This is a genomic window from Ralstonia sp. ASV6, from assembly GCF_016429285.1.
Taxonomy (GTDB): Bacteria; Pseudomonadota; Gammaproteobacteria; order Burkholderiales; family Burkholderiaceae; genus Ralstonia; species Ralstonia flaminis.
Window position 1 is genome coordinate 1 of record NZ_JAELUI010000041.1, and the last position, 17,727, is coordinate 17,727.

Below are 17,727 nucleotides of genomic sequence, written 5' to 3' on the forward strand. Positions count from 1 at the left end.
CCGAACGCGAACACGATGCGTCGTTCCTGCATCCGCTTGTAATTGTGGATCGTACTTTTGAGTAACGCAGTGTTGGACGTCACGATCTCTTCGCCCGAGAGGCTGCGGATGCGTGTGGTCTTGAGCCCCACGTGCTGCACCGTGCCGGCAATCGATTCGAAGACGATGAAGTCACCAATCTCGAACGGCTTGTCCAGCCCAATGGCGAGCGAGGCAAACAAGTCGCTCAGGATGTTCTGCACCGCCAGCGCAACGGCCACACCCCCCACACCCAGGCTGGCGACAAAGGCGGTGACGTTTACGCCCACATTGGCCAGGATGGCCAGCAACAGCATCGACCACAGTGCAAAGCGCAGCACCCACGCCATCATCGATGTGATGACCGGGTTGCGCGTGGTCTGGGTTTGCGCGGACAGCTTGTCACGCGCCCACAGCTTCACGCCCCGGTTGAGCCACAGCGCAATCTGGAACCCGATGATGACGAACCAGATGTGGTCCAGCTTGTTGGCCAGGCGTGTGGGCAACTCGATGAAGTACGAACCGGCCAGCAATGCCGCCAGCCCGATGAACAGCGGATGCGTATCGCGCAGCACGGCCGCAGTCAGCGTGTCGAAACGGTAGCCGGTGCGGTGCGCTCGCACGTCCAGCCGGTTGCCGATCAGGCGCAGCACGCTCATCAGCACCACATACGTGGCCACCACCGTGAGCGCCGCTGCAGCCCAGTCTCGCGCCGGTATGCGCAGGAAGGTATGGACGTTGAGCCACTCCATGGCCATGGACATCTCCGTGCAAAGTCACGGAGTGTCGCGTCGCACAAACTGTGCCGCATGGATTGATACGCGCATTGCAAATGCAACACAGTTGCGTTATCTTCTGTTGCAACATAGTTGCATAAAAGTGTGATCGCCGTGAATCTGCCCATGACTTCGTCCACCCGTCTGCCCGTTACCGTCCTGTCCGGTTTTCTGGGGGCGGGCAAGACGACACTGCTCAACCATGTCCTGAACAACCGCGAGGGGCGGCGTGTGGCGGTCATCGTCAACGACATGTCCGAGGTCAATATCGACGCCGCACTCGTGCGCGATGGCGGTGCGCAACTCTCGCGCACAGACGAGAAGCTCGTCGAGATGAGCAACGGCTGCATCTGCTGCACCTTGCGCGAAGATTTGCTGGTCGAGGTTCGTCGTCTGGCAGCGGAAGGGCGCTTTGACTACTTGCTGATTGAATCCACCGGCATCTCCGAACCGTTGCCGGTGGCCGAGACCTTCACCTTCGAGGGGGAAGACGGCACGGCGCTGGCAGACGTTGCGCGGCTCGACACCATGGTGACCGTGGTGGATGCGTACAACTTCCTGCGCGACTACGGGTCGCGTGACAGCCTGCAGGCACGCGGTGAATCGATGGGCGCGGAAGACCACCGCACGGTGGTGGACCTGTTGGTCGATCAGATCGAGTTCTGCGATGTGATCGTGCTCAACAAGACTGACCTGATGAGCGACGCCGATCTCACTCGCCTGGAGGGCATCCTGCACCGCCTCAATCCGCGCGCCCGCGTTGAACGCGCCATGTTTGGCCGGGTTCCGATCGATCGTGTGCTGGGCACGGGCCGGTTCGACTTTGACGAGGCCGCCAAGGCGCCAGGCTGGCTCAAGGCGCTGCGCGGCGAACATATGCCCGAATCCGATACCTACGGCATCGGCAGCTTCGTCTATCGGGCACGCCGGCCGTTTCATCCACAGCGCTTTTTCGACTGGGTACAAAGCGAGTGGCCGGGTGTGGTGCGATCCAAGGGCTTCTTCTGGCTGGCAAGCCATCCGGCGCATGCTGGGGCGTGGTCGCAGGCGGGTGCGATGGCACGGCATGACGTAGCGGGCTACTGGTGGGCGGCGGTGCCCCCTGAGCGCTGGCCAACCGAGCCTGAATCCGTTGCCACGATTCGCCAGCACTGGGACAGCAGCGTGGGCGACGCACGCCAGGAGATCGTCCTGATCGGCATCGGCATGGACGAAACCACATTGCGCGTGCGCTTTGACGCCTGCCTGCTGACCGACACCGAGATGGCTGCCGGCCCGCACGCCTGGAAGCGCTATGCCAACCCGTTTCCCGAGTGGCCTAACGCATGATCCGGCAGAACCCGCGCGGTGATCTGCCGCAGATTCATCCGAGTGCCTTTGTTGATCCGACCGCGATCGTGTGCGGGCGCGTGATCGTGTACGAGAACGTGTTCATTGGCCCCTATGCTGTGATTCGCGCAGACGAGGTGGACGAGGGCGGCCACATGGAGCCCATCGTCATTGGTGCGCATTCGAATATTCAGGACGGTGTGGTCATCCATTCCAAGTCAGGTGCCGCCGTCATCATTGGCGAACGGACATCGATTGCGCACCGTGCCATCGTGCACGGGCCCTGCGTGGTGGGCGATGGTGTGTTCATCGGCTTCAACAGCGTGCTGTTCAATTGCACGATCGGGCAGGGAGGCGTCGTGCGGCACAACGCCGTGGTGGACGGCTGCGACCTGCCGGATGGCTTCTATGTGCCGTCCACAGAGCGTATTGGGCCCGACACCGACCTGCGCAGCATCCGAAAGGTGTCCGCGCGCGAATCCGCATTTTCCGAAGACGTAGCGCGCACCAACAACCACCTTGTGCAGGGGTACAAGCGCATTCAGGCCACCTTCGAGGCCTGATGCAATGAGGCACGCCGATCTAATCGTTCGCGGCGGTACGCTCGCAACGCCGGGCGGGCTGCACGCAGGCGATGTTGTCTGCAGCGCTGGCCGCATCGTCGCATTCAATGCGCAAGGCTGGACGGCTGAGGAATCTGTCGATGCCCGGGGGCTGCACGTGCTGCCGGGCGTGATAGACAGCCAGGTGCATTTTCGCGAGCCCGGCCTCACGCACAAAGAGAACCTGGAAGCGGGCACGCGTGGTGCCGTGCTGGGCGGTGTGACGGCCGTGTTCGAAATGCCCAACACGCATCCGCTCACACTCAGCGCGCAGGATCTGCAGGACAAATGCGAGCGTGCCCGCGGCCGCGCATGGTGTGACTACGCCTTCTACATGGGCGGGGCTGCCGCCAATGCGGATCAGTTGCCCGCGCTGGAAAGGTTGCAGGCCTGCGCTGGCGTCAAGGTGTTCATGGGGAGTTCCTTCGGTGATCTGCTGGTCGACGATACGGCCGTCCTGCGCCGCATCCTGCGCCAGGGGCGGCGCCGCCTGGCGGTGCATGCCGAAGACGAGGCACGGCTGAGAGAGCGGCGAGCCCTGGTCGAGCATTCCGCCGACGTGCGTGACCACCCTGTCTGGCGCGACGCCGAGAGCGCACGCCTGGCGACGCGGCGTGTGGTGAACCTGGCGATGGAGGCGCGCCGCCGCCTGCACGTGCTGCACGTATCGACCGCCGAGGAGATGGCATTCCTGGCGCAGCACAAGGCCAGCATCAGCGTTGAAGTCACGCCGCATCATCTGAGTCTGGTGGCGCCCGAGTGTTACGAGCGTCTTGGCACGCTGGCCCAGATGAATCCGCCCGTGCGCGACGCCCGCCATCAGGCGGCGCTGTGGCAGGCTGTCCGCAACGGCGTGGTGGATGTGCTCGGCAGCGACCACGCCCCCCACACGCTGGATGAAAAGGCCCGACCGTACCCATCGTCGCCGAGTGGCATGACGGGTGTGCAGACGCTGCTGCCGGTCATGCTGGATCACGTGAACGCCGGACGGCTCAGCCTGCAGCGGTTGGTGGATCTGACCAGTGCCGGGCCCGCGCGCATCTTCGGCATTGAATCCAAGGGGCACCTGTCGATCGGGTACGACGCCGATCTCACGCTGGTCGATCTGAAAGCGCGGCGCGAGATCACGCATGCCTGGATTGCCAGCGTGTCGGGTTGGACGCCGTACGACGGCCTGCGCGTAACAGGCTGGCCCATCGCGACCGTCGTGCGCGGCAGGATCGTGATGAGGGAGGGCGCGGTCGTTGGTCAGCCGGAGGGGCAGCCGGTGCGCTTTGCTGAAACGGTGCCAGCACCAACGCCGGCCTGATATCAGGCGTCGGCGGTGGTGTGCTGCGCGCCGGGCGGCACACACACGCGGTTGCGCCCTTGTCGCTTCGCTTCCATCAGGCCGATGTCGGCATCTGCCAGCAGCTTGGCCAGATCCTGCCCTGGCCGCAGCGGCGCTGCACCCACGCTGATCGTGAGCGGACCGACCGGCGTTTCGCTGGCGCTCACGGCGGCTTTCAGCCGTTCCACGACGGCCAGCGCGTTGGTCAAGCCGCAGTTGGGCAGCAGCACGGCAAACTCGTCGCCGCCCAGCCGGCCGAACAGATCGTTCGGACGCAGTACGTCGGCCAGCGCATCGGACAATGAAACCAGCGCCTCGTCACCGGCCGCATGGCCCCATGCATCGTTGATGGCCTTGAAGTGGTCGACGTCGAGGTACAGCGCACACAGCGGCTCCGCATGGTGCTGGGCGCGCTCCACCGCAAAGCTGCCCAGCTCGAAGAAGCGCTGGCGCGCGAGCATACCGGTCAGGTGATCGGTGTTGGCGCGGTCGGCCAGATTGATCTCAGCGGCATAGTGCCGCGCCATCGCACGCAGCAGGTAGTGATGAATGACGGCTGAGGCGGCAATGCAGATCGGCAGGTACAGCACCAGGCCTAGCCAGCCGTGGTGCAACGTCGTGACCGGGTCCTGGGCGATCAGCAGCGCGACGACGGGCCCAGCCGTGCAGAGCGCCATCGCGATGCAGAAATCGCGTCGGGTCAGCCAGGCGGGGCTGGTGGCAAGCGGCATCAGGTAGAACGCCGGCAGCACCCATTCAAGCCCGGCCTGATAGCCAAACGCAATGATGGCCACCTCTTCTGCAAGCAGATGGGCGAGCGCCAACGGCCCCCATAGGCCGGTATGTCGATGCCGTTGCGCAGTCAGCACGATGACCATCAGCAGCACGAGCAACGCGAGCAGCGGCTCGGGCCGATGCAACAGTCCTACCGACCAGCCCAGCATGATCGCGAAGCCGTAGCCGAGCACGCCGCATTTGCTCAGCGCAAGAATCATCGGCACGAAATGGCGCGCCTGATAGTCGCGAGAGGGCGTGCGTGCGTCGGGCAGGGCGGAGGCGGTAGGCGGGTTCGCGCTCAAGGCTGGGCGAGTACGGCCTTCACACGCTGCTTGATGGTGCAAGCGCGGGCAGGGCCGGGTTGCGCAACAAAGCGCGCATTCTAATGGCGGCGCGTGTTGCCGTGCGCGGATTTTTAGTGGGGGGAATCCCTCAACCGGCCAGCACCTGCCACACCAGCCACAGATTGGCGACGCTGATGACGACGAATAAACCCCACGCCAGTACGGACGTTAATCGGCTGTTAACAAACACGCCCATCAGCGTGCGATCGTCGGTCATGCGAATCAGCGGAAACATCGCAAACGGCAACTGAAAACCGAGCACCACCTGGCTGATCACGAGCAGCTTGCCGATGGCGTGGTCGCCCAGCATGGCCACGCCGATGAATGCCGGGATCAGCGCCAGCGCGCGTGTGATCAGGCGCCGCTGCCAGCAGGGGATGCGCAGGTCCAGGAAACCCTCCATCAGGATCTGCCCGGCGATGGTGCCGGTGAAGGTAGAGCTTTGCCCCGCCGCCAGCAACGCGATGCCGAACAGCGCGCCGGCCACTGCCGTGCCGACGATGGGTTCGAGCAGGCGATGCGCATCCTGGATGTCGGCTACGTCCTGGTAGCCGTTGGCATGAAATGCCGCGGCGGCGAGTATCAGGATGGCGCCGTTTACCAGCAGCGCCAGCGAGAGCGAGATGATGGTGTCGAGCCGCGACAAGCCCACCGCCTCGCGCTTGGCGGTTTCCGTGCTGGCCGTCATGCGTGTCTGCACGATGGACGAATGCAGATACAGGTTGTGCGGCATGATCGTCGCGCCGAGGATGCCGATGGCAAGGTAAAGCGGCTCGCGCTCGCTCACGCTTTGCCACGACGGCATCAACCCGGCTGCCACCGACGGCCAGTGCGGTTTGATAAGTAGCAGCTCAACGAAGTAGCACAGGCCGATAGTGAGGATGAGGCCCAGCACGATGGCTTCAAGCTGGCGAAAGTTCTTCCCTTTCAGGCCCAGCACGATCAGCGTGTCCAGCGCGGTGAGTGCCACGCCGCCCAGTATCGGCACGCCCAGCAGCAGGTGGAACGCCAGCGCGCAGCCCAACACCTCTGCCAGATCGCACGCGATGATCGACAGCTCGGCCAGCAGCCATTGCACGCGCACGGCCCCAGGCTGGTAGCGGTCGCGCGAGGCGCGCGCCAGATCCTTGCCCGTGACGATGCCCAGTCGCGCCGACAGACACTGCAGCACCATCGCGGCCAAGCTGGAGAGCAGCACCACAAACAGCAGCGAATAACCGTAGCGTGAACCGGCCTCGATGTCGGTTGCCCAGTTGCCCGGGTCCATGTAGCCGACAGACACGAGCAACCCCGGCCCGGCAAAGCGCAGCAGCTTCTTCCACAATGGCAGGCCGGGCGGGACGGCCACGGTGCCGCGCACTTCGGATGGGCAGAACGGTGCCGTGGCAGTGGTGGGCAGGGCAGGCAGGCGGAACATGGCGCGGCCGGGAATGGGAGGGCGAAGAGGAAATCAATCGATGCGGCCTCATGATAGCCAAGTGCTGCCGCGCGTGCGGATATCCGCTGCTGGTGCCGCTTCAAGGTGATGTGTGAGGCATATTGCCGCGGCAGATTTAAGGCAAATCTCAGTCCGTTGGGGTAGATTTCCAGCTTTGCCGGCGCCTGTTTCTCAGGTGCCGGCTGTCCGTTTACCGTCGACCCGTCAAGACTCACTCGCATGAACGCCATCCTCCTCATCGAAGACGACCTGCCGTTGGGCACCGCACTGGCCCGCGCGCTGCGTCAGGCCGGCTATAACGCGACCTGGGTACGCCGCCTGGTTGACGCACAGAAATGGATCACCACCAACACGTTCGAGGCCATCGTGCTCGACCTCGGCCTGCCCGACGGTGAAGGCCACACCTTCCTCGAAGAACTGCGTGCCGCGCATAGCGATGTGCCGGTCATCATTGCCAGCGCGCGCGATGCGCTGTCCGAACGCCTCAAGGGCCTGGACTCCGGTGCCGACGACTTCCTCGTCAAGCCGTTCCCTGTCGATGAACTGGTCGCTCGATTGCGTGCCGTGCTGCGCCGCCATGCCGGGCAGAGCACCAACCAGTGGAGCGTCGGCGCCCTGGTGGTCGAGCCTTCGCAAAAGCGCGTGACGCAGGACGGGCAGATCATCGAACTCACCCCGCGTGAATACCAGTTGCTGCTTGAGCTCGTGCGCCGCGCCCATCGCTGGGTCCCGCGCGAAACGCTCATGGACGCCCTCTATCGTGAAGGCGACAGCGTCAGCGCCAACGCACTCGAAGTCGTCATCCACCACCTGCGCCGCAAGCTGGGTAACGACACCATCCAGACCATCCGGGGTGTCGGCTACATGATCGGAGGCAACCGTTGAAGCTGACGGTCCCAGCGATCCTGCGGGTCCGGTCGCTGTCGTTTCGCCTGTATGTGCTGATCCTGCTGGCACTGGTGCTGATGCTGCTGGTGCAACTGGTGATCGCCCATCTGGAAATCTCCCGCACCAACAGCCGTCAGGTGGTGAGCGATCTGCGCATGTCGGCGCAGGCGTATGCCGACCTCACCACGCTCAATATGGATGATGTGCCGCGCCGGGAGGAATTCCTGCGCCGCCTCACCGACATCAAGCTGGGCCTCTCGCTGCCCAACATCCTTCCTGGTGAATTCCGCTACGTGCTGTGCGATCGCGCCGGGCACGTCATCACCGCTTTCCCGGGCGCGCCCACCATGCCCTGTGGCAAGGCGCACGAGACCGTGGTCGAGATCATGCTCGAGGGCAAACCGTGGCGCAGCTATACGGTGGACAGCGTCGATGGCAAGCTCACGGCCACCGTGGCGCAGCCGCTTTCTGCCTATGAACGCGCCATTCGTGATCTCTTTCAGGAAGTGGCGATGGCGCTGGCCATTCTCGCGACCGCGCTGATGGTGATGGTGGGTTGGGCAGCACACGTCGGTCTCAAGCCGCTGCGCACGCTCACGCGTCAGGTGGAGTCGCGTGACTCGGCAGATCTGGACCCCGTGCAAAGCGTCGAGCATGCCGAGCTGAAGCCGCTGGTGGAAGCACTGAACGATCTTTTCGCGCGTGTGCGACGTGGCATCGAGGCAGATCGCCGCTTCTTTGCCGATGCCGCGCACGAATTGCGTACGCCGCTGGCGGCCATCCAGGCACAGGCGTATGTCGTCTCGCATTCCGACAGCGAGGACGATCGCTCCACCGCACTGCGCGAGTTTGACCGCGGCATTTCGCGTGCGACGCAATCGCTGGCCAAGTTGCTGGCCATCGCGCGGCTCGATGCACGCCGTGTGGAAGCCCAACTGGCGCAAGGTGCGCTGTCCGATCTGGCCGGTTGCGCGCGCAGCGGCGTGATTCAGCAGGCATCACGCGCGGAGCGTCGCAACGTCACGCTGTCGTACGAAGGTGCCAATCAGGCGTGGGTGTCGGTGTCACACGAAGACGCCGCCACGCTGGTTGAAAACGTGCTCGACAATGCTGTGCGCGAAACGCCCAAGGGCGGTGAGGTGCGCGTGGTGGTCAAGCGAGTTGAGCAAGGCGGGGCGGGTGCGACTGCAGGTACAGCCGTGCCGATGATCGAGCTACGCGTTGAAGATACCGGCCCGGGTATTCCGCCCGATGAGCGTGAACGTGTGTTCGAGCGCTTCTACCGCCCACGCGGCAGTCAGTCGCAAGGCAGCGGCCTGGGTTTGGCGATCGTGCGGCGCATTGTCGAACTCGGCAATGGCTCGGTCTCCATTGAGGATGGCCCGGGTGGAAAGGGCTGTGCCGTGGTGATCCGTCTTCCGGCACTGGACAGCGCCCCCGAGCCGATCGAGCCAGATGACGCGCCACCCGGCATGGCTGATACGCCCAGCCACTGACTGGCGCAGATCAAGGCTGATCGCCCTGGCACTGGTGGTGCTGGGGCATCTGGCACTGCTGGCGTGGTGGCGGGAGCATCCGCCACCCGTCGAACGCGATGAGCCGCTGCTGCAAGGGCGGTTGCTCAGCGTCGAGATTTCACCGACCCCCATGCCTTTGCCGCCAGCAAAAGCAGCGGCCCGCAGTTCGCGGGCTGCGTTACCGGCGCCAACGCAACGCACCGAGGCCGCCGAATCGGCCTCCGCGGCGCCGGCCACGGTCGACACCGTCGAGGCCCGCACGCTCGACCTCAGCGCATCGATAACACCATCTCCGCGCACACGGTCTCAGGCAGAAAACAATCTTGCGGCAAGCACAGCACGCGGTGCCGGCCACGCGTTCGGGCCGGACGCCGCATCCACGCCGCGCGTTGCCGGGCCGGTTCAGGAATCGCGCGGCACCGCTGGCCGCTGGCAAGCACGTGTTGAGGTGGGCGGTAGCGCCTACTGCCTGAACGCGCAAGACCCAAGCCTGCGCCGCGACCCCTTTGAGAAGGCGCTGGCGGTGCCGTCCACCTGCCGTTGATCAGTAGCCGATCGTGAAGCGCTGGCGCGGGTGCGCCGGCTTTTCCGCCTCGTCGAGGAAGCCGATGGCGTAGTCCTCCATCGACACCCAGGGCTTGCCGTTGGCATCCACCAGCAGCGTGTCCTTGCCGACACGGAAGTGGCCTGTGCGCTCGCCCGGTTCGAAGATTGCCGACGGCGACACGAACGTCCAGTTCAGCTCGGTTTCCGTGCGCAGCGCGTTGAGGAAGTCACGGCCTGCCGAGGCTTCGGCAAAGTACTCCTTCGGGAGTTGCGGCGTGTCGATCAGTGCCACGCCCGGCGCCACTTCCAGGCTGCCGGCGCCACCCACCACCAGCAAGCGCGGCACACCCGCCTTCTTCACCGCACCAACGATCTGGTCCGCATTGGCCTGCAGGAAGCGCACGGTGCTGAAGGCCACATCGTTGCCCGCCAGCGCAGCAACCAACGCGGCCTGGTCTGCCACATCCACGTCCTTGGCGGTCAAGCCTGCGCGTGCCGGCAATTTGGATGCGGTACGCGCAATAGCCGTCACCTGATGGCCGCGGCGCAGGGCTTCGTCGATCAGGCGGGTGCCTACGCGCCCGGTGGCGCCAATGATTGCAATCTTCATGGTTCAACTCCTTGTTAAGCGGTTATGAGGTGATATGTAATTAACGTAGTTACATATGGCGGTAAAAAAAACGCCAAGACGCTAGGCTCGGCGACGACGCTTCTGTGCGTGTCCGACTTCTTCCAGCATGCCCGCGATGGTCTGCGCGGCCAGCTCGGCTTCCATGGCGGCTTGCGCGCGTTCGGTCACGCGCTCCAGCACCCCGGTGATCTCGCGGCCCACATCACACGCCGGGTTGGGTGCGTTGGGCGGCAGCGCGATCAGAACGGAGGATTCCACCACACGAAACACATCGAGCAGGGTGATGCGATCTGCCGGCTGCGCCAGCGTTGCGCCGCCCGTTGCGCCCATCTGCGAGCTGACGAAACCAGCTTCGGCCAACTGCGCCACCAGGCGGCGGATCAACGCCGGATTGGTACCCACGCTACCCGCAATGAGCGACGATGGCACCGGCCCTTCTGCACTGGCAAGCAGGGTCAGAATATGCACGGCGACGGCGAAGCGGCTGCTGGTGGACATGGCGGTCAGATAAAGTGTAACCAGTGTAGATACACTTACGCGTGCAGTCAACCCTGTCCGCCGCTTGCGACTCAGAAGGCAGTCGCCAGTGCCGATGCCCTTGTTCTGGCGCATCGCTTAACCGCATGCCCATGGAGCTGGACGACTGGGTGAAGATGGTATTGCCCGGAAATGGAACGGATTCGCGCCGGATAGGTCGATTCCGAGTGACATCCGTGCGTTCTGCCGGAAGTTATGTGCAGATGCAGCAATTTTCCTGCTAGTATTCGGGGCCCATGTTTGTGACAAATCTTCGCCTCGCCTTGCCGACGATGCCTCGCGCTAACGCGCGTGGCGTGTTGTCGCGCGCGCGCGGCGTACGTTGGGTCGTCACGATCTGGTGTCTGCTGTTTACCGTTACGGTGTTCTCGGCCACGCATTTCCCCGATGGGCAAGCCGCTGACGATGCGCTGGAAGCCATCGAGGCCGTTGTTGACGATGCGCTGGACGACGTGCAGCCGGTTGCCCAGCCCAGCAAGGGCTTCGAGCGCGCCATCAAGGTGGCGCTCGGCAAGCTGGTCAAGCAGCCCGGCCAGTGCTTCAGCGTGGAGCACTGGGTGGCGCAGGCGCACACCGCGCCCGATGCCCCCTCCAGCAATGCCGCTGCCCCCGATCACCCCAGCGACGCGCCCGAACTCTGGCTGCCGCCGCCTCCTATGACGCTTGCGCCCGGCCTGCGTGTCGCGCGCGTCCGCGTTGCACTCCCGCCATTCCAGGCCGGCCCTGTGCCGGCACCCATGCTGCGCCCGCCCGCGCACGTCTGATCTCCTCCGGCGCTTGCCGGAAGCCACTCCCTTGAGTTCGTAGTGCGGCACCTGCCTTGTTCTTGACAGGCGGGGTGCCCGCGCTTGGCTGTTCTTCTTTTTCAGGATGATCCGGATGTTGTCCAACCAGGACGCGGCCCGACCGTGCCCCGCTGCGGGCGCGCGTGCGTCGCAACGCTTGCTTATTGCCGCCGTGCTGACGCTGTTGTCGGCATCGGCGGTTTCCGCCCCCGCTGCCTCCGCTGCACCCCCGCAGGCCAAGGTGCCTGTAACCACTCCCACCGCGCCACGTGATGAGGCGCTTCCGCTGCCGCGCTATACGCTGCCGCAATTGCTGGAACTGGCGCGCGCCAATCACCCGGCGCTCGCCGCATCGCAGGCCCAGGTGCGTGCCGCGCAGGCCGGCATGACCACCGCGCGCGCTTGGCCCAACCCCGAAGTTGAGGCGATGACCGGCCGCCAGCGCGCCCGCATGCCCGGTGCGGCTGAAGGCCGCACCAACAGCGTGTCGATCACGCAGAAGCTCGACTTGCCGTGGCAGCGTGCTGCCCGCACGCAGGCTGCGGATGCCGCCTACGAAGGCTCACAGGCCACCGCACGATCGCAAGCGCGCGACGTGGATGCCCAGCTCAAGCTGCGCTTTTATGACGTCGTACGCCGCGAGGCCGAGCAACGCAATGCGCGCGAAGACGTGACCCTGGTCGAGCAGATTCGCCGCCGTGTTGCCGTGCGTGTGGAAACCGGCGAGGCTCCGCGCTACGAATTGATCCGTGGCGATGCTGAGCTGCTCAACGCACAACGCACCGAGCAGGCTGCCGCATTGCGTGTGCAGCAGGCGTTGGCCGAACTGCGCCGCGCTGTTGGCACCGATCTCCCGCAGGCCTTTGACGTGGATGCCGGCGCCGATGCACCGCCCGTGGCCCATCTGCCGCCGCTGGCCGATCTTGTCAGCATGGTGGTGGCAACACACCCCGATCTCGAAGCCGATCGCGCCGCCGTGCGCGAAGGTGAGGCACGCCTGGCGCACGAGCGCAGCCAGCGCTGGCCGTCGCTCGCACTGCGCGGCACGGTGGATCGCGCCCCCGATTTGCAGGACAACCGCGTGGGCGTGGTGATGTCGATTCCGCTGTTCGACCGGCGCGACGGCCCGGTAGGCGAAGCGGTGGCGGCGCTTGAGCGCGCCCGCGCCGTGCTGCGTGACCGTGAGCTGCAGACCCGCCAGGCGGTGGAATCCGCTTATCGCCAGTACGAGATTGCAGAGTCGCAAGTCAGCGCGCTGGAGTCTGGCGTGGTCAAGCAGGCTGAATCTGCCTTGCGCGTAGCCGAGGCCGCCTACCGCCACGGCGAGCGCGGCATCCTCGATTTTCTCGACGCCCAGCGCGTCTTCCGCCAGGCACGCAACGACCTGATTGCCGCGCGTGCCGACTTGCGCACCGCCGCTGTTGAACTCGACCGCCTGCGCCCGGAGGCTCAATGAGCCAGCACTCCGCTTACCGAACCCAAGAATCCAGCCTGACCATGAACCCACGTTCTTCTCTCTCTTCTTCGATCCGGCTGGCCGGTGTGGCCGTGGCGGCCATGCTGTTGCTCGGCGCTTGCGGCAAGGATGCCGCGAGCGACGCCAAGTCGGCGCAACAGGCCGCCGACCCGAATTTGGTGGTGGCTCAACCCACGCTGGTGCAACGCCTGAAGGTGGCGCAGGTTGGCAAGCAGCCGATCTCTGAACGCCTGCGCGTGCCGGGTCAGATTGCCTTTGACGAACAGCGCGTTGCGCGCATCGGTGCCACCGTGACGGGCCGTGTAACGGAGCTTGTCGCCACACCGGGCCAAAGCGTCAAGGCGGGCGACATCCTCGCGCAACTGCACAGCACCGAGTTGGGGGCCGCGCAGTTGGCCTATCAGAAGGCCGCTGCGCAGCGTGACTTGCAGGCGCGTGCGCTGGAACGCGCCAAGCTGCTGCTGGCCGCTGACGTGATCGGCTCCGCAGAGCTGCAGAAGCGCCAGAGCGAATTGGCGATGGCCGACGCCGAGGTGCGCGCGGCGGTGGACCAGTTGCGCGTCATGGGCGTATCACCCGCCACGCTGGCGAAGATGCGCACGGGCGGCATGTCGTCGATTTCCCCGGTGGTGGCGAGCATCAGTGGCACGGTAGTCGAGCGCAAGGTCACGCGCGGCCAAGTGGTACAGCCTGCCGACGAGTTGTTCACCGTGGCCGACTTGTCGCGCGTGTGGGTAGTGGGCGAGGTGCCCGAGAACGCTGCTGCAGGCGTGCGTGCCGGTCAATCGGTGGAGATCGACACCGGTGCAGGTGAACGCATGGTGGGCAAGCTGATCTGGGTGTCCGATATCGTTGATCCGCAATCGCGCACGGTCACGGTGCGCACGGAAGTCGACAACGCCGAGCGCACGCTCAAGCCATCGATGCTGGCAACGCTGCTGATCCAGTCGCGCCCCGAAGAGCGCGTGGTCGTGCCGACTTCCGCCGTGGTGCGCGAAGACAACCGCGACTACGTGTTCGTGCGCGCCAGCGATTCCGACTACCGTCTCACGCCGGTCAAGCTGGGCGATGAATCCAACGGTGTGCGTCCGGTGCTCTCTGGCGTGCAAGCCGGCCAGCCCATCGTGGTTGAAGGCGGCTTCCATCTGAACAATGAGCGCAAGCGCGCTGAGATGGAGGGTGCATGATCGACGCATTGATTCGCGGCGCGCTCAAGCAGCGGCTCGTGGTGGCCGTGCTGGCCGCCGTGCTGCTGTTCTTCGGGCTGGATGCCGCACGCAAGCTGTCGCTGGACGCGTTTCCAGACGTGACCAATGTGCAAGTGCAGATCGCAACGGAAGCGCCCGGCCGATCTCCGGAAGAGGTCGAGCGCTTCGTGACCGTGCCGGTGGAAATGGCCATGACGGGTCTGCCGGCGCTCACCGAGATGCGCTCGCTCAACAAGCCGGGGCTGTCGCTCATCACGCTTGTCTTTACCGACGAGACGGACGTGTACTTCGCGCGCCAGCTCGTGATGGAGCGGTTGATCGAGGTGCAGTCGCGCATGCCGACGGGCGTGACACCGGTGCTGGGGCCTGTGTCCACGGGTTTGGGCGAGGTGTATCAGTACACGCTCGACAGGCCGGATGACGGCGACAAGGAGCTCTCCGTCGAGGAGCTCACCCAGCGCCGCATTGCGCAGGACTGGGTGGTACGTCCGCTGCTGCGCTCCATTCCGGGCGTGGCGGAAATCAACTCGCAGGGCGGTTACGAGAAGCAGTACCAGGTACTGGTCAACCCCGAGCGGCTGCGCCACCACAACGTGACAGTCAAGCAGGTGTTCGAGGCGCTGGCCGCCAACAACGCCAACTCGGGCGGCGGTGTGCTGCCGCACTTTGCGGAGCAGTACCTGATCCGCGGTGTGGGTCTGGTGCGTGATACCAACGACATTGGCGCCATCGTGCTCAAGGAGGTCAACGGTACGCCGCTCAATATCCGCGATGTGGCGGAGGTGAAGATCGGCACGGCAGTGCGTGCGGGGGCGGTGGTCAAGAACGGCGTGACGGAATCCGTCGGCGGCGTGGTGATGATGATGCGCGGCGGCAACGCCAAGGAAGTCGTCGCCCGCATCCAGGATCGCGTCAAGGCCATCAACGACAACGGCATGCTGCCCGGCGGCCTGAAGATCGTGCCGTACTACGAGCGTTCGGACCTGGTTGATTCGGCACTCAAGACCGTCATCAAGGTGCTGGCCGAAGGTGTGGTTCTGGTGGTGATCGTGCTGCTGCTGTTCCTGGGGGACATCCGCTCGTCGTTGATCGTCGTTGGCACGCTGATCCTGACGCCGCTGCTGACGTTCATCGCAATGAACAAGCTCGGTATCTCGGCCAACCTGATGTCGTTGGGTGGGCTGGCGATTGCCATTGGCTTGATGGTGGATGGCTCGGTGGTGGTGGTGGAGAACGCCTTTGCGCACCTTGCGAAGCCGCGTGACCCGAATGAAAGCCGCGCACGCATCATCCTGCATGCGGTGACGGAGGTGGCGACGCCCGTGATCTTTGGCGTGGGCATCATCATCCTGGTGTTCCTGCCGCTGATGACGCTGGAGGGCATGGAAGGCAAGATGTTTGCGCCGCTGGCCTTCACGATTGCGATTGCGCTGTTCTTCTCGCTGGTGCTGTCGCTCACGCTCACGCCGGTGCTGTCTTCGTATCTGTTGAAGCCCAAGGCGCACAAGCACGTGGAAGGCGAGCATAGCGATGACCCGCACGCGGAGCACGATGCGCATGACACGTGGCTGATCCGCAAGATGAAGAAGCCGTATCTGCGCATGCTGGAGTTCAGCCTGAACAACGGTCGAAAGACTGTCGCGGTGGCGGTGGCGGTGTTCCTGGCTACCGGCGCGCTGATGCCGTTCCTGGGCACGGCGTTCATCCCCGAGATGAAGGAAGGTTCGGTGGTGCCCGGCATCAACCGCGCGCCGAACATCTCGCTGGAAGAGTCGATCCGCATGGAGATGGAAGCCATGCGCCTGGTGATGCAGGTGCCGGGTGTGAAGTCGGCCGTGTCCGGCGTGGGCCGTGGCGAATCCCCGGCCGACCCGCAGGGCCAGAACGAATCGACCCCGATCGTATCGCTCAAGCCGCGTGACGAGTGGCCGAAGGGCTGGAACCAGGACGACATTGCCGAGGCCATGCGCCGCGCGTTGCAAGTGCTGCCCGGCGTGCAGATCGTCATGGCCCAGCCCATCTCTGACCGCGTGGACGAGATGGTGACGGGCGTGCGTTCGGACGTGGCCATCAAGGTGTTTGGCGATGATCTGAACGTGCTGCGCGAGAAGGCTGAGGCAATTGCCAAGGTGGCGCAGGGCATTCAGGGCGCGCAGGACATGCGTGTGGAGCGCATCACCGGCCAGCAGTACCTGCAGATTGCCATTGACCGTCAGGCCATTGCGCGCCATGGCCTGAACGCGGCCGACGTGCACAACGTGATCGAAACCGCCATCGGCGGCAAAGAGGCCACGGAAATCTTCGAAGGCGAGCGCCGCTTCAGCGCAGTGGTGCGCCTGCCGGAGACGTATCGCGGCAGTGTGGAGGCCATCCGCAACCTGATCGTGGCGGCACCCAACGGCGCGCAGGTGCCGATGGAGAGCATCGCCCGCATCGAGGTGACCGACGGCCCCGCACAGATCAGCCGCGAACTGGGCAAGCGCCGCGTGGTGGTGGGCGTAAACGTGCGTGACCGCGATCTGGGCGGCTTCGTGGCCGAGCTGCAAGGTGCCGTGGCGCAGAAGGTGAAGCTGCCCGAGGGCTACTACCTGGAGTGGGGTGGCCAGTTCCAGAACATGGAACGTGCCATGGGCCACCTGAAGGTGATCGTGCCGATTACGGTGGCAGCCATCTTCTTCCTGCTATTCCTGCTGTTCAACTCCGTGCGCTACGCCACGCTGATCATCCTGGTGCTGCCGTTTGCCTCTGTGGGCGGGATCATCGGGTTGTTCGTCACCGGGGAGTATCTGTCGGTGCCAGCCTCGGTGGGCTTTGTCGCGCTATGGGGCATTGCGGTGCTCAACGGCGTGGTGCTGGTCAGCACGATCCGCAGCCTGCGCGAGCAGGGCATGTCGGTGGAGGAATCTGTGCGGTTGGGTTCGCGCATGCGCTTCCGCCCGGTGATGATGACGGCCACCGTGGCCATGCTGGGGTTGATTCCGTTCCTGTTTGCCACGGGCCCGGGTTCGGAAGTGCAACGGCCGCTGGCCATCGTGGTGATCGGCGGTCTGCTGACCTGCACGCTGCTCACGCTGGTGATGCTGCCCACCCTGTACAAATGGTTTGATGAGGAGAGCAAGGCATGAAGGAAATCCGCATCGTAGTGCGCCCGCAATTGCTGGAGCGCTTGCATGAGGCGCTGCGCGGTTGCCCGGGGTTTCCGGGCATGACGGTGGGTGAGGTGAACGGCTACCCGCCGGTGGCTTCGCAGGCCGGTGCACATTCCATCAAGGAAGACCTGACGGAGTTCGTGCCGCGCGTGCGGATCGAGTTGGTCGTGTCGGATGCGCTGGCCAGCATGTTGTTCGATGCCGCCGTCAAGGTGCTCGAACACGGGCAGACCGGTGAGAGCGCGATCTGGATGACCGACGTCGTGCAGGCCACGTTTCTGCATCGCACGGGGTGATGATGGTGTGATGCGCGCATGAAAAACGGCGGACTGTGTCCGCCGAAAATCAGGAGACAACGTTGCAGCGGGCCGCTTT

Annotated in this window: 16 protein-coding genes; 11 read left to right on the top strand and 5 right to left on the bottom strand. The window is 64.8% G+C overall.

Annotated features, from left to right (window positions below):
• A partial coding sequence (locus JHD73_RS10375; RefSeq protein ID WP_199030237.1) for a mechanosensitive ion channel family protein occupies positions 1-770 on the bottom strand: 770 nt, incomplete at its 3' end.
• A gap of 150 nt (positions 771-920) precedes the next feature.
• On the opposite strand from JHD73_RS10375, the gene zigA reads away from it, so the two are divergent.
• Genes zigA through JHD73_RS10390 form a run of 3 tightly spaced genes read left to right on the top strand, consistent with a single transcriptional unit; the run spans position 921 to position 4,034 of the window.
• Positions 921-2,123: a zinc metallochaperone GTPase ZigA gene (gene zigA, locus JHD73_RS10380; protein ID WP_199030208.1), complete on the top strand. Its 1,203-nt coding sequence runs from the start codon at positions 921-923 to the stop codon at positions 2,121-2,123.
• The gene (locus JHD73_RS10385) at positions 2,120-2,686 is read left to right on the top strand and encodes a carbonate dehydratase (RefSeq protein ID WP_199030209.1); all 567 of its coding nucleotides are present in this window, start codon (positions 2,120-2,122) and stop codon (positions 2,684-2,686) included. Before zigA ends, JHD73_RS10385 begins: the two co-directional genes overlap by 4 nt.
• Positions 2,687-2,690: 4 nt before the next feature.
• A complete protein-coding gene (locus JHD73_RS10390) occupies positions 2,691-4,034 on the top strand; it encodes a dihydroorotase (protein ID WP_199030210.1) in 1,344 nt (447 codons plus the stop codon).
• Positions 4,035-4,036: 2 nt separating this feature from the next.
• Here JHD73_RS10390 and JHD73_RS10395 read toward each other — a convergent pair whose 3' ends face one another.
• Both JHD73_RS10395 and JHD73_RS10400 read right to left on the bottom strand, forming a co-directional pair.
• Positions 4,037-5,134: a GGDEF domain-containing protein gene (locus JHD73_RS10395; RefSeq protein ID WP_199030211.1), complete on the bottom strand. Its 1,098-nt coding sequence runs from the start codon at positions 5,132-5,134 to the stop codon at positions 4,037-4,039.
• Positions 5,135-5,264: 130 nt separating this feature from the next.
• Positions 5,265-6,593 carry an Nramp family divalent metal transporter gene (locus JHD73_RS10400; protein ID WP_199030212.1) on the bottom strand — a complete coding sequence of 443 codons (1,329 nt, stop codon included), beginning with the start codon at positions 6,591-6,593 and terminating at the stop codon, positions 5,265-5,267.
• Between the two features lie 240 nt (positions 6,594-6,833).
• On the opposite strand from JHD73_RS10400, the gene JHD73_RS10405 reads away from it, so the two are divergent.
• From JHD73_RS10405 to JHD73_RS10415, 3 genes are read left to right on the top strand one after another with little or no spacing between them, the layout of a single operon-like run.
• Positions 6,834-7,499 carry a response regulator gene (locus tag JHD73_RS10405; protein ID WP_199030213.1) on the top strand — a complete coding sequence of 222 codons (666 nt, stop codon included), beginning with the start codon at positions 6,834-6,836 and terminating at the stop codon, positions 7,497-7,499.
• Positions 7,496-8,998 carry an ATP-binding protein gene (locus JHD73_RS10410; RefSeq protein ID WP_199030214.1) on the top strand — a complete coding sequence of 501 codons (1,503 nt, stop codon included), beginning with the start codon at positions 7,496-7,498 and terminating at the stop codon, positions 8,996-8,998. Before JHD73_RS10405 ends, JHD73_RS10410 begins: the two co-directional genes overlap by 4 nt.
• Complete coding sequence (locus JHD73_RS10415; RefSeq protein WP_199030215.1) at positions 8,958-9,563, top strand: hypothetical protein; 606 nt, start codon at positions 8,958-8,960, stop codon at positions 9,561-9,563. Before JHD73_RS10410 ends, JHD73_RS10415 begins: the two co-directional genes overlap by 41 nt.
• Here the strand turns inward: JHD73_RS10415 and JHD73_RS10420 are convergent, their stop codons facing one another.
• On the bottom strand, positions 9,564-10,175 hold the full coding sequence (locus tag JHD73_RS10420; protein ID WP_199030216.1) for an NAD(P)-dependent oxidoreductase: 612 nt from the start codon (positions 10,173-10,175) through the stop codon (positions 9,564-9,566).
• An 81-nt stretch (positions 10,176-10,256) separates the two neighbouring features.
• Entirely contained in the window at positions 10,257-10,694 is a 438-nt protein-coding gene (locus JHD73_RS10425; protein WP_199030217.1) for an Rrf2 family transcriptional regulator, read from the bottom strand.
• Positions 10,695-10,969: 275 nt separating this feature from the next.
• Here JHD73_RS10425 and JHD73_RS10430 point away from each other — a divergent pair, with 275 nt between their 5' ends.
• The 5 genes from JHD73_RS10430 (at position 10,970) to JHD73_RS10450 (ending at position 17,648) form a co-directional block, all read left to right on the top strand.
• The gene (locus JHD73_RS10430; RefSeq protein ID WP_199030218.1) at positions 10,970-11,497 is read left to right on the top strand and encodes a hypothetical protein; all 528 of its coding nucleotides are present in this window, start codon (positions 10,970-10,972) and stop codon (positions 11,495-11,497) included.
• A 115-nt stretch (positions 11,498-11,612) separates the two neighbouring features.
• The gene (locus JHD73_RS10435; protein WP_199030219.1) at positions 11,613-12,974 is read left to right on the top strand and encodes a TolC family protein; all 1,362 of its coding nucleotides are present in this window, start codon (positions 11,613-11,615) and stop codon (positions 12,972-12,974) included.
• Positions 12,971-14,182 (top strand): efflux RND transporter periplasmic adaptor subunit, encoded by a 1,212-nt coding sequence (locus tag JHD73_RS10440; RefSeq protein ID WP_199030220.1) that lies wholly within the window; start codon positions 12,971-12,973, stop codon positions 14,180-14,182. The genes JHD73_RS10435 and JHD73_RS10440 overlap by 4 nt, the downstream gene beginning before the upstream one ends.
• The gene (locus JHD73_RS10445; RefSeq protein WP_199030221.1) at positions 14,179-17,328 is read left to right on the top strand and encodes an efflux RND transporter permease subunit; all 3,150 of its coding nucleotides are present in this window, start codon (positions 14,179-14,181) and stop codon (positions 17,326-17,328) included. The genes JHD73_RS10440 and JHD73_RS10445 overlap by 4 nt, the downstream gene beginning before the upstream one ends.
• Positions 17,325-17,648: a P-II family nitrogen regulator gene (locus tag JHD73_RS10450; RefSeq protein ID WP_199030222.1), complete on the top strand. Its 324-nt coding sequence runs from the start codon at positions 17,325-17,327 to the stop codon at positions 17,646-17,648. The genes JHD73_RS10445 and JHD73_RS10450 overlap by 4 nt, the downstream gene beginning before the upstream one ends.
• Positions 17,649-17,727 lie beyond the last annotated feature (79 nt).